The organism is Ruegeria sp. YTSC199, assembly GCF_059609725.1.
This window is the reverse complement of the sequence record NZ_JBXWMF010000023.1, coordinates 16735-38089: the sequence shown is the minus strand read 5'-3', so window position 1 is coordinate 38089 and position 21355 is coordinate 16735. Positions and strand designations below refer to the sequence as shown.

Sequence of the window (21355 nt, the reverse complement as noted above, 5' to 3'; positions counted from 1 at the left end):
TGCCAGTTCACATGTGGGCGAAATTCTCAGCTGTGAGGTGAAAACATCTAATTTGAGAAGATAGGGCATTCTCTCTTGAATTTGCGTGAAAGTTGGGAGGTTGTCTTGGATCCATTTTTGAAAGTCACCGGCATCGACAAGTCGTTTGGCGCCGTTCGTGCATTGCACAACGTCAATCTGCTGGCCTCGAAGGGCGAGTGCATTGCGATTTTGGGCGAGAACGGAGCGGGGAAAACCACGTTCGCGAGTGTTCTGATCGGTCTGTATCAGCCCGATAGCGGTGAAATCAAATTGGGCGGAACACCTGTTTCGGTGACCAGCCCAGCAAAAGCTATTGAGCATGGGATCGGCATGATCCACCAGCATTTCAGCCTGGTCGGCGCAATGACCGCCGAAGAGAACATTCTGATCGGCTTGCCCAGCACAAAGCGGGGTGCCGAAGCGCGGGCGCGCATTCGGCAGCTTTGCAGCGACTTTGACTTTAACGTCGATTTCGACATCCGCGTTACGGAAATGCCTGTGGGCATGAAGCAAAGGGTGGAAATCCTTAAGGCGCTGTTTCGCGATGTATCGATCCTGATCCTGGATGAACCCACCAGCGTTCTTGCCCCGACCGAAGTCGCGCCGTTTCTCAAAGGGGTGCGCAAGCTGGTCGCCAACGGCTGCCTCGTCTTTTTCATCAGCCACAAGCTCGATGAAATCCGCGAAATTGCCGATCGCGTCATGATAATGCGCCATGGGCGTGTCGAGGGAGTTCTTCCGGTTGCGACCACGCCCATGGCCCAGATGTCAGCGCTTATGATGGGAGACAAGCCGACCGGCGAAACGGTCGAGACGCTCAAGGCCAAAAAGGCGCGCAATGACACCAGCTCAGCACCGAACGCTCTGGTTGTCTCTGATGTCTGCCTGATCGATCCAGGCGGGGCGGAAATCCTGCAGGATCTGACCCTCTCCGTGAAGGCTGGCGAAATCCTTGGAATCGCCGGGATCGACGGCAATGGCCAGACGGAGTTGAGCGAGGTGATCACCGGCCTCAAAAGGCAAACCAGCGGCGCCATCCACCTTAATGGCACGGAGATATCAAGCGCCTCCATCGCTTCGCGCATTGCAGATGGCATAGGCTTCGTGCCCGAGGACCGCCATGCCGAAGGCTTGGTCCTGTCGCTCAGTGTCGAAGAAAATATGGCCTTTCGATCCATTGGCGAAGACAGGTTCATGTCTGGCGGTCTGATTTCTCGGCGCGCGATGCACGAGATCGCAAGCAACGTGGTCGCGGCCTTTGACATTAGGCCCCCTGACCCAAAATTGAACGCTTCGGCTCTATCCGGTGGCAATCAACAAAAAATCGTTTTGGCCCGTGAAGTGGCCCGGGCGCGCAATCTTTTGGTCGTCGTACAGCCGACTAAAGGGCTTGATGTCGGCGCAACGGAATTTGTTCAGAACCAGATCCGCGCCGTCGCCCAAAGCGGCGTGGGGGTTCTCTATATCTCCACTGAACTTGAACATGTGCTCGACATCTCTGACCGCGTCGCCGTGATGGCCTTTGGTCGGATCACGGGTGTTGTCGATCCGGAAAACACAACTCTTCAAGACATCGGGCTCTTGATGACCGCAGCGCCGGAGGAGGTACAATGAACAGATTTACCATGCAACGCCGGATTGCGATTGCTTTGCTCTTAGCTCTGAGCTTTGGCGGCGTGCTGATCCTGCTCGACGGGCACAACCCGTTTGAGGCCTATAAGGTTCTGTTTCTGGAATCTTTCCTGAATTACTGGGGTTTCTCCAATACTTTGGTCAAAGCCTCGCCGATGCTTCTGGCGGGGCTGGCCGTGATCATTCCGATGCGCGCCGGTGTGTTCAACATCGGTGGCGAGGGGCAGATCTATATTGGTGGGTTGTTCGGCGCCGTCTTTGCTTTGGCGATCCCCGATCTGCCCGGTCTATTGGGTGTGCCGCTGATATTTATCGCCGCCGCCGGCGGCGGGGCGTTCTGGGCGGCAATTCCTGCGTATCTCAAAGCCTATCGGGGCACGAATGAGGTCATTGTCACGCTGCTGATGAACTTCATTGCGATCCACATCGTCAGCTACGCCGTGGCCGGGCCGCTATTGGCCGAAGGCGCACCATATCCTTATTCCGAGGAAGTCTCAGAAGCCTATCGCCTGCCTATTCTGATGCCGCGATCTGATACCCATGTGGGCTTTGTATTCGGGCTGGCCATGACGGCAATCTTGTATTTCTGGCTGCGCTTCACGCCATCGGGCTTCCAACTGGACCTTGTGGGGTGCAATGCCCGCGCTGCGGCCTATGCCGGTGTGGACCAGAAAAAAACCGTCATCCGCGCCATGTTGATTGGTGGCAGCCTTGCAGGCATGGCCGGCGCAATCGAGGTGATCGGGTTGAAGTACCGCCTGTTTCACCTGTTTAGCGATGGCTACGGCTATGACGGAATTGTCGTCGCCTTCCTTGCGGCTCTTAACCCAATTGTCGCGCCTTTGACCGCGCTGTTCCTTGCCGGGCTTTCTGCCGGCGCGGGAACGATGCAACGTGCCGTCGGGGTCGACAGTTCCGTCATCGAAGTGGTCGAGGGGCTCGTTGTGGTTCTGGTCGCCGCCGCCCTCGTGACACCGCGAACCAGGTCAAAATCCATTCTGAAACTCCTGGCAAAAAACCTGCGGCTGCGCCGCCAAACACAACGCCAAAAGAAAGAGGCATAGGCTATGATTGATCTTGTTTTGCTGGGCGACGTCCTTGCCGGCACCGCCCGATTGGGTACGCCAATTGCTTTTGCTGCCCTTGGCGGGGTGATCGCGGAACGTGGCGGGCTGTACAACATCGGCCTCGAAGGTCAGATCCTCGCCGGAGCGCTTGGCGCTGCTGCTGGTTCTTTCGTAACAGGCTCCGCCATGATCGGGCTCGGATGCGGGGTCATTTGCGGCCTGATCTCAGGCCTGCTGCTTGGGTATATGTCGATCCGGTTGCGCATCAACCAGTTGGTTGGCGGTATCGCGCTCAACCTGCTGCTGGCCGGGCTCACAGCTTTTCTGTCCCGTCAGATATTCGGGGCTCAGGCCGGAGGGGCGCGGGTAAACGGGTTCTCGCAGATCGATATTCCCTTCTTGTCAGATCTTCCCGTCGTTGGCCCATCCCTGTTTTCCCAGGATCCGCTGTTCTACCTTTTGAACGGATTGGCAATAGCCGCATGGTTCTGGCTGATGAAATCCCACAAAGGTCTGGACCTTCGCGCTGTTGGCGAAAACCCGAAGGCCGCGGACTTGGCAGGGGTTTCTGTCTTTCGCATGCAATATCTCGCAATTGCAGTCAGCGGTGCCCTCGCGGCGCTGGCTGGGGTGCATCTGGTCTTGTCGCAAGTCTATGTGTTTGCGGAAGGCATGAGCGCGGGCAAAGGCTTTATTGCGCTTGCGGCAATCATTTTGGGACGTTGGTCGCCCATCGGTGCGATCTGCGCGGCGCTTTTCTTCGGCTTCTGTGATGCGGTGCAATTCAAACTGCAATTCACCTCGCCAGAGATTCCCTATCAGCTCTTCCTGATCATGCCTTACCTCGCATCGCTCATCGCACTCGTGGTCCTCGGAACCAAGGCCAGCGCACCTGCAAGCGTCGGACTGCCCTACGACCGAGAGCATCGATAAATCTCAGCCGTGGCGTGAGAAACCATCGTTTTTCACCTCGCGATCCTCCCGTCACCCTGACAACACATATCCAATATGGGAGAATAACAATGCAATTGAAGTCCAAACTATTGGCGGGGCTTGCAGCACTGATGTTGGCCGGGCCTGCGGCCGCTGACGGGATCGAACGCGCCGCGATCGTTATGCCCGGATCGATTTCCGATAATGGTTGGAACCAAGCCGGATTCGAAGGTCTCACCAAGGCAGGTGAAGCGCTCGGCTTTGAAGCCGCCTTTTCCGAAAGCGTGCATCAGCCGGAACAAATCGAAGTCCTGAGCGATTACGCACGCCGGGGGTATGACCTTGTGATCGGTCACGGCGGAGAATTCCAGGACGCAGTGGAACGTGTCGCAGCACGCTTCCCGGAAACCATGTTCATGGTGAACAACGGACTGGGCACAAAAGACAACATTGCCAACGCGGATTTCTATTTCAGCCAAATCGCTTATCTGATGGGCTACGTCGCGGGCTCCATGTCAGACACAGGCACCATCGGCATCATCGCGGCGCAACAGTTCAAATTCACGACCGACACGGTTGCTGGCTATGAAGCGGGGGCCAAAGCGGCCAATCCGGACGTCAGAGTTCTGGTCACCTGGACCGGCGACTGGGATGACATCGCCAAGGGCAAAGAAGCTGCCTTGAACCAAATTTCCCAAGGCGCCGATGTCGTCTGGCCGACAATGGACAGTGCGACGCTGGGCTCCATGCAGGCCGTTCAGGAAAAAGGCGTCTATGGCATCGGCATCTATCGTGATGCGATCAACGAATGGCCGGAAATCCTGCAGTCCGCTATTCTGGATGTTCGAGGCAACATGCGGTCCTACCTGGAACTGGCAGCTGCTGGAAAACTGGAAGGTGCACTCTACCGGGCGGATATGGGCAATGAACTGGCCATGCGGATCGGGTCGTTCCACCCAGATATCCCGGTGGACGTTGTGGATGAAGTCAACAAACTGATCGATGCCATGAAGTCAGGCACTTTGGTTGTAAATCCACAATAATGCATCCCTAATAATCGCCCCTCTTCTAACTCTCGCCCCCAAGTCTGGGGGCTTTCTCTTAGTTAGAGAAATCAATGATTGAAGCCTTTCGCTTGTACCGCGTGGGACTGCGTTACCCCCGGTTTCGCCGGAGTCGCTATGCTTTCTATTGCTGGTTTTCAGTTCGGCAACACCCGCCAATGAACAAATCCAGGACTGCCTAAGATCCAACCATGCAAACCCTCAATCAATACTATCATTGCAAAAATTGTGACCAGACACCCATGCACATTTCAGCATCGGTCAACCTGGGCTCGAGACGACCGTTCTCTGCAATTGGGATCAATGTCTGCAGCCAGAAAGATGTAAGTGATGGTGCGCGAGCTTTGCAGTGGAACTGACCACTCAACCACAGATCGCTTCACATAAAATCGCTTCAGCGACGTTCATGGTTTGTTATGATATGGCAATCAGCCAATGGTTGTGAAGCCTGCCGCTCCAGACGTCGGGCGACGACAACAGCAATGCGAACAACGCTGACCTTCTTAACGCTTACCTCAAGGCTAGGATTCGGAAACTGATTGCCCAACGCAACAACAATGTCTGGGCCTGGTGCTTTACCAATCCGGAAAACGTGTGGTGAAGTAATTGGGGAGCCGGACTGAAAACAGGCGCTTCAGCGCAGACCTAAAGGCAATGCTTGCGGTAACTTTTACCGGGCTCCCATCTTGCGGAGAATAGCCGATCACTTGCTGTGTTTCGGTGATATCCCAACGCATACCCGGGTTATCCGACATTAGATTCAGTGCTGCAAAGGAAACGTTTTTAGCATCAATTGCGGCGCGCATGCCACTTAGAAAGTCCCGATCGCTCAGCCACATTTCCTGGCCCCATCGGCCCATCGCCATATGCGTGCCGGGTTGGTTGTCATGAGTCCATTGCGTCCAGCCAATGCGCAGGCAAATGACAGACAGTCGGTGATGCTCGGCGAAGTAAGCCCCTGTCCGCTCACAGAACAGTTTTGACATTCCATAGGCGTTCATCGGACCAGGTGGTGTCTTGCTGTTGAGCGCCTCATGCGTGAATCTCTTGTCGCCGTGAACCCAGTTGGAGCTGGCAAGAACTACTCGGCTGACGCCGATGGCTGCCGCATGGTGATAGAGCGTAAGCGTTGCATCCATGTTGTGCTTGATCGCTGAGCGCCAGGTTGCGGCGGGCTCTCTGTCACCAGCAAGATGCACGATAACATCCACACCCTTGAGCAAGCCGACCCAACTGCTGTCTCCGGAAAGATCCGCAGTATGAATATCGGGATGATCTACGGGTCGGATGTCGATGCCAGAAACAGTGTAACCGGGGTCGCTTTCTAGCGTGTCGAAAAGTTTGCGGCCGAGATGCCCACCAGCGCCTGTGATCAGGACATGCATGACATGAATTCCTTGTTGCTTGTGAGACTCGCTGGCATTTGCCGTGCATCGTCTGTCAATAAGCGGAACATCTGCCGAAAACTCATTGTTTCATTTGGTTCGAGGTTGTGCACGGGTGAGTGCCATTCTGCTTCGCAGTAGGCGTAATCGCCCGAATTGAAGACCTCGAACGGACAGTGATGCGCAAATCGATCACCCGGTTGCGATTCCGGTACCGAGCACATCAACAAGGGTCCATCCGTTCCGCACTTTACCAGTGTCCGGCTGTTGGGGTTCGGTAGCCCGATCTTGAATTCCTGCAGTCCTCTACAATCTGCGACAGTGCCACCGCCGCGCGTTTCAACCATCCCTTCTGAAGAGCCGAAAACAGGGTAAAACGCAGGATGATCCATTTCGACTCCGATCTTGGCTGGAGTGTTAAGCATCATGACTGACCAAATGCCGGTCAGGCGAGAGGAAGTGCCGCGATTGGCAACGATATGTTCAGTGTCCCAGCTTTTTTCAGAAGTCAGTGTGACGCGACGCGAAACAGATAAGTGAGATATGGGACAGACGGCGCTGGTCATGTCGATGCGAGTGCTGGTTCTAGAAGTGATCTGATAGGAGCCGCTGTCCAACACGGGAAACGGAGCGCCGTTTTCCCAGGACGCGTCCGGGGCGATCCATGTCTTCTCGCCACCCCAAAGTGGAAAGCCAAGCTGTGGAGAGCGTGTAGGCAAATCGGCGAGCCAGGCGTCGTCGACCTCCAATCCGTAAATATCTGGATTTTGAAAGAGGAGTGAGCGCCCTTGGAAACTAACATCCCAGAGGCGTCCCCCGATTCCAGGCAGAACCGTCAGTCGCAGATCGCCCTGCTGAAGCTGAAGAACGTTCCATCTGTCTGGCATGATTGCTCCCTGACGGTGTTCCGGCGCGACAGGGACGCGCCGGGATGACAATTCAGACGTGCTTAAACTGTGCGACATTCTGGGACGTGATCGGCATCACTCCAGTTTCGACGCGCTCCGGCAGTGGGTTTATCCCGGCGACCTTCCAATCCGGCAAGACCTTCAACGCGTCTGTATTCTGCCAATGCATCATGTGGAAGGCGAGGAATATCTCCAAATAGGACTTCTGAGCCACAGCGCCGTGTATTGTACCGTCTTCGATGTAGGGCAGCATGTCATCATTACGGTCCATCGCGACGATTTTGATGTCCTTGCGACCCGCCTCGTTGACCGCAATCGCAGCGCCTTTGCCGCTGTCGCCATCTGTGCCGCCAATACCAACAATATCCGGGTTCGCCTGAATGGCCTGAAGATAGGCTGTCGGCGCATAGGACGGATCGGCCTTGTCGTTCACAACATCGACCACTTCGATATCCGGGTATTTCTCTGCGAAGACTTGCTTGTATCCCTCGACCCGCTCCAGCGTGGATGGAGCAGGGAACGTGCCGAGGATAACCTTCCCCTTGCCGCCAATCGCTTGTGCCAGCATCTCGCCGCCGACACGTCCCGCCTGAACACCGTTGATGCCAAGGAAAGTTGACCGGGGGCTGTCGGGGATGTCACCGATACAGCACGTGACTGGAATCCCGGCCTCGACCGCGCGTTCCACGCCGGGGGCCAAAGTAGCCGGATCACCGGGGAAAATGAGGATACCTGCGGGGCGTCTGGCGATAAGTTCGTCCAATTGGCGCGCCTGTGCTGCAGTGTCGAAATCCAGAGGACCAGTGAAGGTCGCCTTGATGCCCATCAACTCTTCAAGATCTTCCATCGCGTTGCGGTAATCTACCCAGAACGGCACTTGCGTGACGATGGACAGGAAGACGTATTCCTTGCCAGCGGCTTCCGCCATGGCTGCCTTTGACAGCATGGGCAGTCCGAAAGCGGCGGCCAGTCCCGCAGTCGTGCCCGCTGTCAGCAGCTTGCGTCGGTTTACTTTCAATTCGGTCATCGTAGTCTCCCTGTTTTGGATCTTTGGTTGTTGTTGAGTTTTGGAGAGCTTCGGGCCTAGCCCCGTTTGCTTCGGATCAGCATGTCCAAGGCGACCGCTGTAACGAGTACACCGCCGATGACTATCATCTGCCAGTAGATCGATACGGCCAGCATCGTCATAGTGTTGTTGATCAACGCGACGAAAACGACGCCGAGGAATGCTCCAAGAATAGTACCTTCGCCGCCGCGTAGGGATGCGCCACCGATGACAGCTGCCGCCAAAACCTGAAGTTCGATACCGTTGCCTGCCGTGGGCGTACCGCTCATCAGGCGGGAGGCCAGCAAGACACCCGCCAGAGCAGCCAGAACACCGGTCAGTGCGTACAGAATGATGCGCACGCGTGTGACGTGGATGCCCGAGAGCATCGCGGCTTTTTCATTGGCACCAATGAAATAGACCTGACGGAAGAAACGCGTGTGGCGGACGGCCAGATCAAACAGGATCACCAGCAGAATGGTGAACAAGACAATCACTGGAAAGCCGCCGATGTCAGCCTTGCCGATCCAAGCGAAGGACGCCGGCAGGCTGGATACTGAAAACCCCTCGGTCAAAACGAGGGCAATACCGCGTGCGATCGACATCGTGCCGAGCGTTGCAATCAACGGATTTATCCCGAGGCCGGTCACCAGCACACCGTTCACCACGCCCACGGTGCCGCCAAGAATTAGCCCGCATGCGACGGCTAGCGGGATTGCCATACCGGTCAAAAGCAGCATGGCGACGACGGTGGAAGACAGGGCCATTACCGAACCAACCGACAGATCGAAACCACCGGATGCAAGCAGGATCGCCATACCTATAACGATGATCGCGGTCGGTGCCATGCCCACGGCCACCGCACGAAAGTTCGAGAAGCTGAGGAAGTAGGGGTTGACGTTGGACATCACGATGATGATGGCGGCGATCAGGACGATCAGCGTCAGTTCACGAATATCAACAAAGGCTTGTAGGACACTGCGCAACAGTGGTGGTTTCATGGGCAAGTTGGCTTGAGCTGTCATGGTCACGTCGCGACTCCTGATTGATTGCGTTGGGTTGCTTCCACCGATGGAACGGAGTTTCCGGCGGCCAATTGAAGGAGTGTGGTCTCGGTTGCCTCAGCCGCCGGGACATCGCCCATCAGGCGACCGTCGTGGACCACAAGGATGCGCGTAGAGAGCGAGACGAGTTCAGGGAAATCGGATGACACCACGAGGATGGCCATACCTGCGGCGGCACGACGCAAAAGCTCTGTGTGAATCTGGAATTTGGCCCCGACATCGACACCTTTTGTGGGCTCCTCGATGATCAGAAGAGTTGGAGCACGTTTGAGCCATTTTGCCAGCATGATCTTTTGCTGGTTGCCCCCTGACAGGTCGCCAACAAGTTCGGTAATCCCGCTGGTTTTGACGCTAAACGCGTCAATGGCGGCCTGGCTGGCCGCTTTGATTGTGCTAGCACGCATGAAACCGACAGACGTGTGTTCGGAAAGACTGGCTGCAATCAGGTTATCGCTGAGCGATTGTTCCAGAAAGAGACCTTCGGTCTTGCGTTCCTCGGGGACAAACCCGACACCAGCGCGCATCGCTTGCCGCAAGGACGCAAAGCTGACTGGCTTGCCATGCAATCTGATTTCGCCTGTCGCGCCATGCATCAATCCGGCGATGGATCGGACAATCTCGCTGCGGCGGGCGCCCATCAGACCGGCCATACCAACGATCTCTCCGGCTTTTATGGAAAACGAAATGTCTTCAAACTCGCCGGGACGCGTCAGGTTCTTTACATTCAAAACCTCGTTGCCGCCGCCATGATCCGAACGGGTGACATCACCGGGATGCGCGCCGCCGATCATCTCGGCAACGACCTTTTCCAGTGAGGTTTCTGACACGGGCAATGTGCTGATGCGGCGCCCGTCGCGCAGAACAGTGATGCGGTCTGAAATCTGGAAGATCTCGGCCATGTGGTGGCTGACGTATACTATGCCAATCCCCTTCTTTGTAAGGGACTTCAAAACGTCGAATAGTGCGCCCACTTCATCGGGTGCCAATGCCGAAGTCGGCTCATCCAAAAGCAGGACGCGGGAGTTCAGTGACAACGCCTTAGCAATTTCTACGATTTGGCGGGAACTAATCGGCAGGCTGTCAACTGGTAATGAAACATCAATTTCCAGACCGAACTCTGCCAGCAGCGCTTCCGCCCGACGACGTAATTCTGGCCAATCGACGACACCCAACCGGGTGGGCGCGCGGCCGGCGTAGATGTTTTCCGCTACGGAGAGGGCGCCGGCGAGGCTGAGTTCCTGAAAGACGCAGCCAATACCGAGTGATTGCGCATGTGACGGGCTTTCAATCCGCTGCTCGTCGCCATCGCACAGGATTCGCCCGGCTGTAGGCTGGTGAAGTCCATAAAGAAGACCGAGGCAGGTGGATTTCCCAGCACCGTTTTCACCACAAAGCGCGTGAACTTCACCGGGTCTCAACTCGAAGTCGACACCGTCCAAAACAATGTTCGTTCCGAAGCTTTTGCCAACCGCTTCCAGTTGAATCAGTGGCTGTGCCCTCAGTGCGTCATGATCCATTGCTGGTGTCATACAAAGCTCCTCCCGCTTTTTGATTGACATCTGATATCTCAGATGTCAATCAAAAAGAGATAGCGGTGAAGCGGATCAAGAAAGGGGCGGTGCCGATATGGCCCGCCCCCTTCAATAACTCAGCTGTTCTGTGCGTCAGGGCGCAGCGGCTCCTTCGAGAACAATTGCAGCGCTTTTGTATGCCTGCCGCGTGCGATCAATATGTGCCGTTAGAAGAGACTTGATTTTGACCATGTCCCCTTCACGCACTGCAATCGCAATCTTCGCATGTTCATCAAAAGAGAGTTCGGTGTGTTTCGGTAGCTTCGCCAGGTGGGTTCGCAATGCTGCAATCTTACCGATGTATCGGGTATAGCTAGCCGTCAAATAGTCGTTCCCGGCATGTTCGAAGATCAACTGATGAAACGTGGTATCTAGTGAAAGGTAGCCTTTCTCGTTGCCGCGCCTGCGTTGTCGCTCCATTTCCGTCACGACGCGTTGCATTTCACTCGCCAGTCCTTCAGGGTCACGCGACAATGCCAGTTCGAAGGCGGCTGTTTCAATCGCTTGTCTGAAGTCGCAGATTTGGGTGACTTCCGGTTCGGACAAGGAAAATACGCGTGCGCCTTTTTGCGGTTCGATACTAACCAACCCTTCGTCACGCAATTGAGCGAGCGCCTCGCGGACCGGTGACTTCGACACGCCCAGCTCTTCGGAGATTTTTCGCTCCGACAAAACCTGACCCATCTTCAGGGAGCCATCGATAATGCTGTTTCGCAAATGCTCCAGAGCGAGTTCACGCAATGATTTGGGTCTCTCAAGGGCCATCTGGCGATATCTCCAAAAAAGGTGTTGCCAGATGCAAGATATCTGATACACCAGATTAGGCAAGCTGGTATATCAGATATCAGGATGTAGTGGTGGAGGTCAAAAAATTGCGCGCAGAACTGGTGGTTGACTGTCAGAATCAGCACGGGGAGGGGGTTTTCTGGAACCCCACCGATGGGCTTGTCTGGTGGACCGACATCGAAGGTTGCGCGCTTTGGTCATTTGATCCGGTAGCTTTGAAAAGCAAGTCTCATAAGATGCCGGAACGCGTGTGTTGCTTTGCTCCGCGAGCCTCCGGAGGCTTGATAGTTGCCTGTGCAGATCGTGTCGTTTTGCTCGATCCGACCATGTGCGAAGAAACCCTTGTGACTCGATTCGAGCCGAACAATCCGGAAACGCGGTTGAATGACGGACGAACTGATCGTCAGGGGCGGTTGATTGTCGGGGGGATGAACGAAGTCTCGGGTAACGCCGATTCCTCGGTCATTTGCGTCGACAAAGACCTAAGCGTGCGCACGATAATCGAAGGTGTGTCCTGCGCCAATTCGACGTGCTTCGCGGCAGATGGAGCCACAATGTTCTTTGCCGATACCCCTGATCGGGAAATCGTAGCCTTCGACTATGACACCGACAGTGGATCTGTTTCGAACCGTCGGCGGCACGCTTCTTTCGAAGATGAACCGGGCCTGCCCGATGGGTCCTGCGCCGATGCCGAAGGCGGTGTTTGGAACGCTGAATGGGAAGGCCATCGCGTTGTTCGCGTCTCACCCGACGGCACGATAGATCGCGTGATTGAGGTACCGGTCTGGAAGCCCACATGTTGCGCTTTTGGGGGGCCGGACCTCGACACGCTTTTCATCACGACATCGCGGCTGATGAGTGACGAAGCCGCTTTATCAAAAGAACCGGAATCCGGCGGCCTCTTCGCTGTGAAACCCGGCATTCGCGGCGTGATCGACACGCCGTTCAACGGATAACCAACGAATTTCTGGAGGATAAAAAAATGTTGAAAACGCTTGTGAACACAACGATTGCCGCGGGCCTCGCCACGTTGGCAACCGTCGCAATGGCCGAGAACTATCCGGCGCCGGTGCCACTCCAGGACGGGGCACAGGCTGCGATTGATGCGATTGAACCCAAGAATGACACGTTCCGGGTCGCGTATATGCCACCAGCGACCGAGTTCAACTACTACATCGCTATCGGTGAGGGCATCAAAGCGGTGGCTGCTGAGGCAGGGGTAGAAGTCTTCATGCTCGCACCCCAATCGGGCGCGGATATCAACGGTCAGATGGGTATGATCCAAGATGTGCTAACTCAGGATGTGGATGCGATCATCTTTGGAACGCATGATGAATTTGCCGCTGCGCCGCTACTTAAGCAAGCCGTCGACAAGGGTATGGCCGTTTTGATGATCAATTCAGACATCCCGAACTTCCCAACTCCGATCCATGGTGTGGTCGGGTATTCCCAGCGCAATGGTACCCATGCCATCGCTGATTGGGCGATTGAGACCTATGGTGATCAACCGTTGAAGGTCGGCATCATCGAAGGGCAGCCAGGCTATCACTCGACCGAGCGTGTAGGCGGCTTCCTCGACGGTATCGAAGGCAACGAAAACTTCGAAGTTGTGGTGTCCATCGATGGCAAATGGAACGTTGAAGGCGGCAATACTGCCGGGATGGATATCCTGCAGTCTAATCCCGATCTCGACATGATCTTTGCGGCGAATGACTACATGATCATTGGGGCTTCTTTTGCTGCAAAAGCACTTGGCCGTAGTGACATCGTTCTTTTGGGTAACGATGGCGATACCTCTGGTCTCGAAGAAATTGCGGCGGGTAACATAACGGCAACGGTCAATACCTCACCTTTCCTGATGGGTAAGGCGGCCATGCACGCGACCATTGACGCGCTCAACGGGTCCTATCCCGGCGGCTGGATCGAAACGCCCACATCAATTGAAGACAAAGACGGTGCGATCAGCGTGCTGCAAGAGCCAGAAAAGCTCTTCCCGCAGCCGTCCAAAGAGTATTGAGCTGTCTCCCCGCTTCCCGGTGGCGCATGGGCGTGCTGCCGGGTTGCAAACCAACCGAGTTTCACTTGTGACGAGGCAATCGCGATGACACCCAGAACGCCCCTTTGGGAGTTTGTCGATATCACCAAGGCCTATCCTGGTGTCTTGGCGAACGACAAGGTCTGTATTCGGCTCATGCCCGGTTCGATCCACGGTCTGCTGGGTGAAAACGGCTGTGGCAAGTCCACAATGATCAAGACACTGTCCGGCGTACAGCAACCCGACAGCGGTCAAATCCTGTACAACGGCAAGCCGGTCACGATCAGCGACCCACAGGCGGCGCGTGATCTAGGTATTGCGACGGTGTTTCAGGAATTCTCGATCGTGCCCACCTTATCGGTTGGCGAAAATATCTTTCTTGGCAATATGCCTCGGTCCCGCTTTAGTGTGATCGACTGGGCCAAAGTTCATGACGAAGCTGCCAGCGTGTTGGCGGAAATGGATGTCGATGTTTCACCCGACACCATCACAGGTACGCTTTCGGTAGGTGAACAACAGTTGGTTGAGATCGCCAAGGCCATCGTGATGGACGCTAGTATGATCATCCTTGATGAGCCAACGGCTGCTTTGGGCGAGGATGAAATTGAGCGCTTGCATCAGCTTTTGCGTAACATGCGCGAACGCGGCACCGCCATCCTCTATGTTTCTCACAGGCTTGATGAGGTTGAACGGATCGTCGATGAAGTGACGATCTTGCGTAACGGCTGTGTTGTGCGTGCAAGTGGCGAGACCGAGATCAACGTCTCTGAGATTGTCAGCGCCATGGTTGGTGAGGACATTGGTGAGCATTATCCCAAAGAGCAGAACGCGAACAAGAGTATTGTGCTGGAGGCGGCGGGTCTGTCTACCAATTCGGGTGTGAAAGACGTGTCGTTCTCGTTGCACCGGGGCGAGGTTCTGGGCTTGGGCGGCGTTCTGGGTAGTGGCCGTACAGAGATTGCGCGGGCCCTGTTCGGGACAGACGAGTTGACCGACGGGCAGATAACACTGAACGGCAAACCGGTTCGTTTCCGCCGAGAAATCGATGCGATCCGTGCTGGGTTGGCCCTCGTTCCGGAAAACCGCAAGTTTGACGGGTTGTTCTTCAATTTTCGCGCAAGCGGGAACGTCACTGCAGCGTCTTTAGGCGAGCTAAGCCGGTTCGGAGTCTTGAACCTTAGGGTGGAAGAGCAAGCTACCCATGATCTGATCCGCGATCTGGAAATCTCGACCCAGGCCGAGGAAAAAACGGTCAATTTCCTGTCTGGTGGCAATCAGCAGAAGATCGTGATCGCACGCTGGCTGTTCTCTGCCTCGGACATCCTGATCCTCGATGAGCCGACACAGGGGATCGATATTGGCGCCAAGATCGCCGTCTACAAGCTGATCAACAGGCTCACCCGTGCGGGAAAATCGATCATTCTGATCAGTTCAGACCATGATGAGTTGCTTGCGATGAGCGATCGGATTGCCGTCGTTCAGCACGGAACGATAGTGCGCACGGTCGATGCATCCGACCTTACTCATGACGACCTTGTGCGCGCGTCCGCCGACACTCCTCAATCCAAGCCTAAGGAGGCTTTCGCATGAAGCGGATCTTTGACACCCAGTTGATCGGACCATTTGCAGCAATGGTGATCGTCGCATTGATCGTGGCACTTACGACCGAACGCTTCCTGAACCCGGGTAACCTTTCAAACCTGTCCCTACAGGTAAGCATCGTGGCCTTGATCGCAATCGGGTCTACTATCGTGATCTTCGCTGCGGGCATCGATCTGAGTTCCGGGTCTATGGTGGCTTTGCTGACCATGATCCTTGCGCAAATGTTGAAATTTGTCGGCATTCCACTGGTTCTGGCGTTGCCATTCATTCTCCTCATGGGCGGATTGCTTGGTCTATTCATTGGGCTGATAACAGCCTATGGGCGTATCCCGTCTTTCATCACAACATTGGCGGCGTTGATTGCCTTCAGGGGCCTTGCCCTGACCTTCAACAATGGGTCGCCGATCTTTTCGCTGGATCCAGCGTTGGAGCCGATCTTTTACGGTAAGCTGTTCGGCGTTCCGTTGCCGTTTTTCTACCTCGTGTTCTTCTATGGCCTAGCCGCTTTCACGATGAACTTCACAAAACTCGGCCGCGAGATCTATGCTGTGGGTGGCAACCCAGCCGCTGCCGTACTGACGGGCATCAACGTCCGTAAGGTTCAGACCACGACATTTGTAATCGCGGGTTTCATGACGGCTGTCGGGGCCATCCTGATGTCAGCACGCCTCAACTCGGGTTCGCCCAACTATGGCCAGACGCTGGAATTGCAGGCCATTGCTGCTGCTGTAGTTGGGGGCGCCAGTCTTGCAGGCGGGCGTGGCAACATTCTCGCCACACTGATGGGAGCGATGACGATCGTTATTGTCCAGAATGGCCTTAACCTGAACGCGGCGCCGTCGTCCGTTCAGAACATCGTGCTGGGCCTGATCATCCTGTTGGCCGTTGGCATAGACATGTGGCGCGCGGAAATCTCGGCCCTCATGGGGCGCATATTTGGCCGCTCGTCGTCACAGCAATCATCAAGCGTTAAGAAGGAAGCCTGAGATGGATCTGGGACTAAAGGATAAGCTGGTTCTGGTGACCGGTTCAGGTTCGGGCATCGGCAAAGCCACTGCCAGGGTCTATCTGGAAGAAGGCGCGCGGGTCATCGTGCATGGTCTGACCGAGGCGGAAGTGTCTGCCTGTGTCGACGACCTGTCATCCCTGGGTGAGGTTGAAGGCATTGCGGCCGACCTGACAAAAACCACTGATGCGGAATATCTGGCGGAGTTCGCGCAAGCGCGCGGTGTAGTTGATGTTTTGGTCAACAATGTCGGCATCTTTTCGGTCAAACCGTTCGAGGATCTGACCGATGACGACTGGATGCATTACTTCAACATCAACGTTCTGTCTGCCGTTCGCATGAGCCGGATTTTCCTACCCGAAATGCTTGGCCGGGGCCAGGGATCCGTCATCAACATGGCCAGCGAGGCGGCGGTCAAACCGCTGCCCCAGATGGTGCACTATTCTGTCACCAAAACTGCCATGTTAGGTCTCACACGTGGCATGGCAGAGTTGACAAAAGGGACGAAAGTCCGGGTCAACTCCATCCTGCCTGGTCCAACCTGGACCGAAGGTGTCGAGACCTATTTCGACGGCCTCGCCGATCAAAAAGGTGAGCCGCTCGACACGATCGTGGACAATTACTTCAAATCCGATGAGCCAACTTCGCTCATCCAGCGCTTCGTTCAACCAGACGAGGTCGCCCGCATGATTGTCACGATTTCGGCCAGTACAGCCTCCAATGGTTCTGCACACCGGATCGAAGGCGGCATCGTTCGCAACATTCTTTAACAGCTAACAGAAGGAGCCTCCCATGGCTGCTCTTACTTTCTCACATATCGGCATCACGGTTCCGGACCTGGAAAAAGCCGTAGAGTTCTATTCCAAGGCATTCGGTCTTTACGTGCTGATGGAACCGACTGAGATCCTGCATGACGAAAGCGCCATTGGTCAGATGTGCGACGATGTGTTTGGGGAAGGTTGGGGAAGTTTCCGCATCGCGCATTTGTCGATGGGCGACGGTGTCGGCATCGAATTGTTCGAATTCCCGAAAACTGTCGAAGAGGAACGCCCGTTTGAATATTGGCGGCGTGGGTTGTTCCATTTCTGCGTGCAAGACGAGGATCTGGAAGGCCGAATCAAGGTCATCGAAGACCTAGGTGGGCGCCAGCGCATGCAGCAGGTGCGCAAGTACTACCCCGGCGAAAAGCCTTATCGCATGGTCTATATGGAGGACCCGTTTGGCAACATCTTCGAGCTCTACAGCCACTCGTACGAATTGACCTATTCGGCGGGTGCCTATGACTGATCGCGGCAGCTTTCCCCCCAGAACGGACAGGCCCAAGGTCGTGATAACCGACTACGACTTTGGTGATGTCGCCGTCGAAACGGAAATCCTAGAAGCCGCTGGTGCCGACGTGATCGCGCTTCAGGCCAAGCATCAGGAAGACCTGTTCGATGTTGCGCCGCATTGCGCTGCGATGATGAATCAATATGCCCGGATCGGGAAGGAAACGATCACGCGCATGCAAAAGTGCGAGGTCATCGCGCGTTATGGCGTAGGCGTGGATATCGTTGATGTTGGCACGGCGACGGAAAAAGGCATCCTCGTCACCAACGTGCAAAACTATTGCACCGAGGAGGTAGCCGATCACGCGATTGCCCTTTGGCTCACCCTGGCACGCAAGTTGCCTGATTATGATCGGGCTACTCACGCAGGGGTCTGGAAGTGGCAAAGCGGGCAGCCGGTCTACCGGTTACGCGGGCGGACGATGGGTGTCGTCTCGCTGGGTAAAATCGGGCAAGCCATCGTTGCGCGGGCGCAATCTTTCGGAGTTACGGTCATCGCCTACGATCCGTATTTGCCAAGAGAAGTCGCCGCGAAGATTGGGGTCGAGCTGGTGAGCAAGCCTGAATTGCTGGCAAGGTCCGACTATATCCTGATGCAGGCGCCGATGACGCCGAACACGCATCACTTTCTGTCGGATGCCGAATTCTCGGTCATGAAACCCGGTGCGATACTCGTGAACACGGGACGCGGACCAACGGTCGACAACAAGGCCCTGTTCCGGGCGCTGACCGAAGGCCATCTGGCTGCTGCAGGGCTCGACGACCCCGAAGAAGAGCCGGCCAAGCGCGCCAACTGGACGCCTGATGACAATCCGTTGTTCACACTGCCCAACGTCCTCGTAACGCCGCACGCGGCCTACTATTCCGAGGAATCCATACACGCAGCGCGGGTCACCGCGGCCACTCAGGTGGCCAAGGTCCTGACAGGACAAAAACCCGACTACACAGTCAATGCCGACGCGTTGGCCGTATCTACCGCATAACAGGAGACAAGAATGCCAGACGTCAGCACGGACCTGAGGGTTTTCAATGAATTTGAAAGAAATCCGGAACTTCTCAAAAAATTCGACAAGGTGTTGGAGGCGTACTCTGCTGCTGCCATTTTTGCGGATGTGCAGTACCGAACAGGCGTGATGGACAGCGCCATCAAGCCCGCTTTCCGCGCCAAGGTGACAGGCCAGGCCGTGACAGTTCAGCTTTCAAAAGGCGATCTGGTCGATCCTTTGAGAGCGCTTGAAATGGGCCAACCAGGGGACGTTATCGTCGTGGACGCGGGTGGTGATCGTCAAACGTCAGTTTGCGGCGGTTTGATGGGTGGCCTGGCCAAAAACCGTGGCATTCGCGGTATGATCGTAGATGGCACCGGGCGCGATACAGATGAGTTGGAAGACATCAACTGGCCAATCTGGACGCGCGCTATCACACCACGTGGAACGCACACGATGTTCTCGGAACGTAAGGAAGAACTTTCGATCAATGTGCCAATCGCCTGTGGGGGCGTCGTCGTAAACCCCGGAGATTTCATTGTAGCTGATCTCATGGGCGTCGTTGTGGTTCCACAGGAAATTGCGGAAGAAACCGTGCGCCTTGCTCAAGAGCAAGCTGACCGTGAGGAGGAAACCCGTAAATGGGTGGCCCAAGGCAAAACCGTTGAGGATCTGTTGAATGAATTCGGTCGCATCTGAGCCAGCGCTGATTGGCGTAGATTGGGGCACTTCATCGTTCCGTGCATTTCTCATTGGTGCAGAAGGCGAAGTGATCGATGGGGTCTCGTCGCCTGAAGGTATCATGCAGGTTGCAGGACAAACGTTTGAGTCGGTTCTTGATCGTCTCATCGGCCCTTGGGTCACTAAAGAAAACCTGCCGATCCTGGCATCCGGCATGATCACCAGTCGCAATGGCTGGGTAGAAACGCAGTATGCCGAAATGCCGCTGGGTGCCGGCGGTCTTGCCCGGGCGTTGGTTCTCCACGAAGTGGCCAACGGAGCGCGTATTCATTTTGTGACAGGCGCTTCGACAGAACATGCTGGAGGACCGGACGTAATGCGCGGCGAGGAGACCCAGATCATCGGGGCATCTTCACTAGGCTTGAGCGAAGGTATGTTCGTGATGCCGGGAACGCACAGCAAATGGGTTCAGGTTGACGACGGGAAGATCGTGGATTTCTCGACCTACATGACAGGAGAGATCTTTTTGGCGCTGAAAGAACACACGATCCTTGGCACTTTGATGAAGGAGGACGCCTTCAGCGAAGACGCATTCTTGATGGGCGTCAAGGCGGGCCTCAGTGGTGAGTCGAACCTGCTGCACAGCCTGTTTCATGTTCGGACGCTTCCTCTTATGGGCAAAATCCCAAAGGTTGCTACGGCAGACTACTTGTCGGGCTTGTTGATTGGGACCGAGGTCGCCGCCGCGACCGGCGATTTGAAAGACGTCGGCACGATCACTGTTGTTGGACGGAGCGATTTGTCCGACCGCTACGAAATAGCACTTCGAACTGCCGGTTTTGACAGCCGTCGCGCGCCAGATGATATCGTTGCGAAAGGGCATTTTTTGATTGCTCGCGCTGCCGGGTTGGTCGGATGATTGACCTCACTGCAGCTCTTGCTGAGAACCGGCTGATTGCGATTTTGCGGGGGCTGGCACCAGAAAATGCACACCCGGTGTCTGACCTACTGTTCGATGCCGGGTTTCGGATGATCGAAGTGCCGCTCAACTCGCCGGACCCGCTGGACTCGATTTCCCAGATCGTTGCGAAACATGGCGCACAGGCCATAGTCGGTGCAGGCACAGTACTGACGGTGGATCAGGTCGCGGCGGTCGCAGATGCAGGCGGGCGGATTATCGTGTCGCCTAATATGAACTCGGACGTCGGGCGTGCGGCTGTCGCACGGGGTCTGTATTGGTGTCCGGGCGTCATGACCCCCTCCGAGGCCTTTACGGCACTGGATATCGGAGCTTCGGTGCTCAAATTCTTTCCGGCGGAAATGGTGCCCCCCGCTGCCATAGCGGCTATGCGCGCCGTATTGCCTGCAGACGCAATCGTCGCTGCGGTTGGGGGCATCACGCCGGATACGATGGCCCCGTACCATGCCGCGGGTACGGATGGATATGGGCTGGGCTCCGCACTGTTCAAACCGAACTATACATTGGATGATATCGACAGGCGCGCGCGCGCCTTCACCAGTGTATTGGAGGAACTTGGATGAAACGGGCCCTTGTTACGGGCGGTACGCGAGGGATCGGTGCGGGTGTCGCGCGATCGCTGGCCAAGGCAGGCTGGTCCGTCATCGCCGCATCCGCCTCCCAATCCGAATTGGAAGCGTTCGAGCCCCAAGAAGGGATCAAGGTGCAGGTTCTTGATGTCACCGATCAGGCGTCCATAAATGCAGTGTTTGGCGCCCTGACGCGTCTTGATGCTCTGGTGAACTGCGCAGGTATTCTTCTGCGTGGCGAGGAATACGACATCGACGTATTTGCAAAGGTGCTTGATGTGAACCTGACCGGTACGATGCGCTGCTGCCTCGCCGCACATCCTTTGCTGGCGGAAACAGGTGGGGCCATCGTTAATACCGCCTCAATGCTCAGCACGTTTGGTGGGCCTTTGGTTCCAGCCTATTCCGCTTCCAAGGGCGGCGTCGCACAATTAACCAAGGCGCTTGCAGGTCGCTGGGCCGAAGACGGCATCCGGGTCAATGCCATCGCGCCGGGGTGGATCGAAACAGAGATGACCCAAGGCCTTCGAGAAGACCCGGCGCGAACGGCTGGGATTATGGCGCGCACGCCGATGAAACGCTGGGGAAAACCCGAAGAGGTCGGCGCGCTTGTACAATGGCTTTTGAGTGAAAACGCCAGCTATGTGACCGGATCGATCTATCCGGTCGATGGCGGCTATCTCGCTATGTGAG

The 21355-nt window shown here is 55.9% G+C and carries 21 protein-coding genes; 15 read left to right on the top strand and 6 right to left on the bottom strand.

The genetic code is table 11. The features are described 5' to 3' along the window. The first annotated feature begins 105 nt into the window (after positions 1 to 105). The 4 genes from AC2FEE_RS19200 (at position 106) to AC2FEE_RS19185 (ending at position 4696) form a co-directional block, all read left to right on the top strand. The gene (locus tag AC2FEE_RS19200) at positions 106 to 1635 is read left to right on the top strand and encodes an ABC transporter ATP-binding protein (RefSeq protein ID WP_496866939.1); all 1530 of its coding nucleotides are present in this window, start codon (positions 106 to 108) and stop codon (positions 1633 to 1635) included. After that, complete coding sequence (locus tag AC2FEE_RS19195) at positions 1632 to 2717, top strand: ABC transporter permease (protein ID WP_496866938.1); 1086 nt, start codon at positions 1632 to 1634, stop codon at positions 2715 to 2717. Before AC2FEE_RS19200 ends, AC2FEE_RS19195 begins: the two co-directional genes overlap by 4 nt. Positions 2718 to 2720: 3 nt before the next feature. After that, positions 2721 to 3653, top strand: coding sequence for an ABC transporter permease (locus tag AC2FEE_RS19190; RefSeq protein WP_496866937.1), 933 nt, complete (start codon positions 2721 to 2723; stop codon positions 3651 to 3653). 89 nt (positions 3654 to 3742) lie between these two features. Continuing rightward, the gene (locus AC2FEE_RS19185; RefSeq protein ID WP_496866936.1) at positions 3743 to 4696 is read left to right on the top strand and encodes a BMP family protein; all 954 of its coding nucleotides are present in this window, start codon (positions 3743 to 3745) and stop codon (positions 4694 to 4696) included. A 596-nt stretch (positions 4697 to 5292) separates the two neighbouring features. Here AC2FEE_RS19185 and AC2FEE_RS19180 read toward each other — a convergent pair. The 6 genes from AC2FEE_RS19180 to AC2FEE_RS19155 all read right to left on the bottom strand — a co-directional run bounded on the left by AC2FEE_RS19180 (position 5293) and on the right by AC2FEE_RS19155 (position 11455). Then, a complete protein-coding gene (locus tag AC2FEE_RS19180) occupies positions 5293 to 6102 on the bottom strand; it encodes an NAD-dependent epimerase/dehydratase family protein (RefSeq protein ID WP_496866935.1) in 810 nt (269 codons plus the stop codon). Further along, positions 6090 to 6989, bottom strand: a complete 900-nt coding sequence (locus AC2FEE_RS19175) for a hypothetical protein (RefSeq protein ID WP_496866934.1) — start codon at positions 6987 to 6989, stop codon at positions 6090 to 6092. The genes AC2FEE_RS19180 and AC2FEE_RS19175 overlap by 13 nt, the downstream gene beginning before the upstream one ends. 52 nt (positions 6990 to 7041) lie before the next feature. Beyond that, the gene (locus AC2FEE_RS19170) at positions 7042 to 8037 is read right to left on the bottom strand and encodes a substrate-binding domain-containing protein (protein ID WP_496866933.1); all 996 of its coding nucleotides are present in this window, start codon (positions 8035 to 8037) and stop codon (positions 7042 to 7044) included. Positions 8038 to 8093: 56 nt separating this feature from the next. Continuing rightward, on the bottom strand, positions 8094 to 9080 hold the full coding sequence (locus tag AC2FEE_RS19165; RefSeq protein ID WP_496866976.1) for an ABC transporter permease: 987 nt from the start codon (positions 9078 to 9080) through the stop codon (positions 8094 to 8096). Between the two features lie 2 nt (positions 9081 to 9082). Further along, positions 9083 to 10648, bottom strand: a complete 1566-nt coding sequence (locus AC2FEE_RS19160; protein WP_496866932.1) for a sugar ABC transporter ATP-binding protein — start codon at positions 10646 to 10648, stop codon at positions 9083 to 9085. Between the two features lie 135 nt (positions 10649 to 10783). Next, complete coding sequence (locus AC2FEE_RS19155) at positions 10784 to 11455, bottom strand: GntR family transcriptional regulator (protein ID WP_496866931.1); 672 nt, start codon at positions 11453 to 11455, stop codon at positions 10784 to 10786. 89 nt (positions 11456 to 11544) lie between these two features. Between AC2FEE_RS19155 and AC2FEE_RS19150 the strand changes: the two genes are divergently transcribed. The 11 genes from AC2FEE_RS19150 to AC2FEE_RS19100 all read left to right on the top strand — a co-directional run bounded on the left by AC2FEE_RS19150 (position 11545) and on the right by AC2FEE_RS19100 (position 21354). Further along, on the top strand, positions 11545 to 12432 hold the full coding sequence (locus AC2FEE_RS19150) for an SMP-30/gluconolactonase/LRE family protein (protein ID WP_496866930.1): 888 nt from the start codon (positions 11545 to 11547) through the stop codon (positions 12430 to 12432). Positions 12433 to 12458: 26 nt separating this feature from the next. After that, positions 12459 to 13493 (top strand): sugar ABC transporter substrate-binding protein, encoded by a 1035-nt coding sequence (locus tag AC2FEE_RS19145; protein WP_496866929.1) that lies wholly within the window; start codon positions 12459 to 12461, stop codon positions 13491 to 13493. A gap of 84 nt (positions 13494 to 13577) precedes the next feature. Beyond that, positions 13578 to 15101 (top strand): sugar ABC transporter ATP-binding protein, encoded by a 1524-nt coding sequence (locus AC2FEE_RS19140; protein WP_496866928.1) that lies wholly within the window; start codon positions 13578 to 13580, stop codon positions 15099 to 15101. Beyond that, complete coding sequence (locus tag AC2FEE_RS19135; protein WP_496866927.1) at positions 15098 to 16099, top strand: ABC transporter permease; 1002 nt, start codon at positions 15098 to 15100, stop codon at positions 16097 to 16099. The genes AC2FEE_RS19140 and AC2FEE_RS19135 overlap by 4 nt, the downstream gene beginning before the upstream one ends. A gap of 1 nt (position 16100) precedes the next feature. Then, complete coding sequence (locus AC2FEE_RS19130) at positions 16101 to 16889, top strand: SDR family NAD(P)-dependent oxidoreductase (RefSeq protein WP_496866926.1); 789 nt, start codon at positions 16101 to 16103, stop codon at positions 16887 to 16889. A gap of 22 nt (positions 16890 to 16911) precedes the next feature. Beyond that, a complete protein-coding gene (locus tag AC2FEE_RS19125) occupies positions 16912 to 17406 on the top strand; it encodes a lactoylglutathione lyase family protein (protein WP_171180809.1) in 495 nt (164 codons plus the stop codon). Continuing rightward, complete coding sequence (locus tag AC2FEE_RS19120; protein WP_496866925.1) at positions 17399 to 18430, top strand: C-terminal binding protein; 1032 nt, start codon at positions 17399 to 17401, stop codon at positions 18428 to 18430. The genes AC2FEE_RS19125 and AC2FEE_RS19120 overlap by 8 nt, the downstream gene beginning before the upstream one ends. Before the next feature lie 12 nt (positions 18431 to 18442). Beyond that, positions 18443 to 19132 (top strand): RraA family protein, encoded by a 690-nt coding sequence (locus AC2FEE_RS19115; protein WP_480690273.1) that lies wholly within the window; start codon positions 18443 to 18445, stop codon positions 19130 to 19132. Beyond that, the gene (locus AC2FEE_RS19110) at positions 19113 to 20033 is read left to right on the top strand and encodes a 2-dehydro-3-deoxygalactonokinase (protein WP_496866924.1); all 921 of its coding nucleotides are present in this window, start codon (positions 19113 to 19115) and stop codon (positions 20031 to 20033) included. Before AC2FEE_RS19115 ends, AC2FEE_RS19110 begins: the two co-directional genes overlap by 20 nt. After that, positions 20030 to 20656, top strand: a complete 627-nt coding sequence (locus AC2FEE_RS19105; protein WP_496866923.1) for a 2-dehydro-3-deoxy-6-phosphogalactonate aldolase — start codon at positions 20030 to 20032, stop codon at positions 20654 to 20656. Before AC2FEE_RS19110 ends, AC2FEE_RS19105 begins: the two co-directional genes overlap by 4 nt. Then, on the top strand, positions 20653 to 21354 hold the full coding sequence (locus AC2FEE_RS19100; RefSeq protein WP_496866922.1) for an SDR family NAD(P)-dependent oxidoreductase: 702 nt from the start codon (positions 20653 to 20655) through the stop codon (positions 21352 to 21354). The genes AC2FEE_RS19105 and AC2FEE_RS19100 overlap by 4 nt, the downstream gene beginning before the upstream one ends. Position 21355: the final 1 nt, after the last annotated feature.

Coding starts and splice junctions, on each gene's coding strand:
- AC2FEE_RS19195 (WP_496866938.1), top strand. CDS start 1,632: ATGAACAGATTTACCATGCAACGCCGGATTGCGATTGCTTTGCTCTTA.
- AC2FEE_RS19190 (WP_496866937.1), top strand. CDS start 2,721: ATGATTGATCTTGTTTTGCTGGGCGACGTCCTTGCCGGCACCGCCCGA.
- AC2FEE_RS19185 (WP_496866936.1), top strand. CDS start 3,743: ATGCAATTGAAGTCCAAACTATTGGCGGGGCTTGCAGCACTGATGTTG.
- AC2FEE_RS19180 (WP_496866935.1), bottom strand. CDS start 6,102: ATGCATGTCCTGATCACAGGCGCTGGTGGGCATCTCGGCCGCAAACTT.
- AC2FEE_RS19175 (WP_496866934.1), bottom strand. CDS start 6,989: ATGCCAGACAGATGGAACGTTCTTCAGCTTCAGCAGGGCGATCTGCGA.
- AC2FEE_RS19170 (WP_496866933.1), bottom strand. CDS start 8,037: ATGACCGAATTGAAAGTAAACCGACGCAAGCTGCTGACAGCGGGCACG.
- AC2FEE_RS19165 (WP_496866976.1), bottom strand. CDS start 9,080: ATGACAGCTCAAGCCAACTTGCCCATGAAACCACCACTGTTGCGCAGT.
- AC2FEE_RS19160 (WP_496866932.1), bottom strand. CDS start 10,648: ATGACACCAGCAATGGATCATGACGCACTGAGGGCACAGCCACTGATT.
- AC2FEE_RS19155 (WP_496866931.1), bottom strand. CDS start 11,455: ATGGCCCTTGAGAGACCCAAATCATTGCGTGAACTCGCTCTGGAGCAT.
- AC2FEE_RS19145 (WP_496866929.1), top strand. CDS start 12,459: ATGTTGAAAACGCTTGTGAACACAACGATTGCCGCGGGCCTCGCCACG.
- AC2FEE_RS19140 (WP_496866928.1), top strand. CDS start 13,578: ATGACACCCAGAACGCCCCTTTGGGAGTTTGTCGATATCACCAAGGCC.
- AC2FEE_RS19135 (WP_496866927.1), top strand. CDS start 15,098: ATGAAGCGGATCTTTGACACCCAGTTGATCGGACCATTTGCAGCAATG.
- AC2FEE_RS19130 (WP_496866926.1), top strand. CDS start 16,101: ATGGATCTGGGACTAAAGGATAAGCTGGTTCTGGTGACCGGTTCAGGT.
- AC2FEE_RS19125 (WP_171180809.1), top strand. CDS start 16,912: ATGGCTGCTCTTACTTTCTCACATATCGGCATCACGGTTCCGGACCTG.
- AC2FEE_RS19120 (WP_496866925.1), top strand. CDS start 17,399: ATGACTGATCGCGGCAGCTTTCCCCCCAGAACGGACAGGCCCAAGGTC.
- AC2FEE_RS19115 (WP_480690273.1), top strand. CDS start 18,443: ATGCCAGACGTCAGCACGGACCTGAGGGTTTTCAATGAATTTGAAAGA.
- AC2FEE_RS19110 (WP_496866924.1), top strand. CDS start 19,113: ATGAATTCGGTCGCATCTGAGCCAGCGCTGATTGGCGTAGATTGGGGC.
- AC2FEE_RS19105 (WP_496866923.1), top strand. CDS start 20,030: ATGATTGACCTCACTGCAGCTCTTGCTGAGAACCGGCTGATTGCGATT.
- AC2FEE_RS19100 (WP_496866922.1), top strand. CDS start 20,653: ATGAAACGGGCCCTTGTTACGGGCGGTACGCGAGGGATCGGTGCGGGT.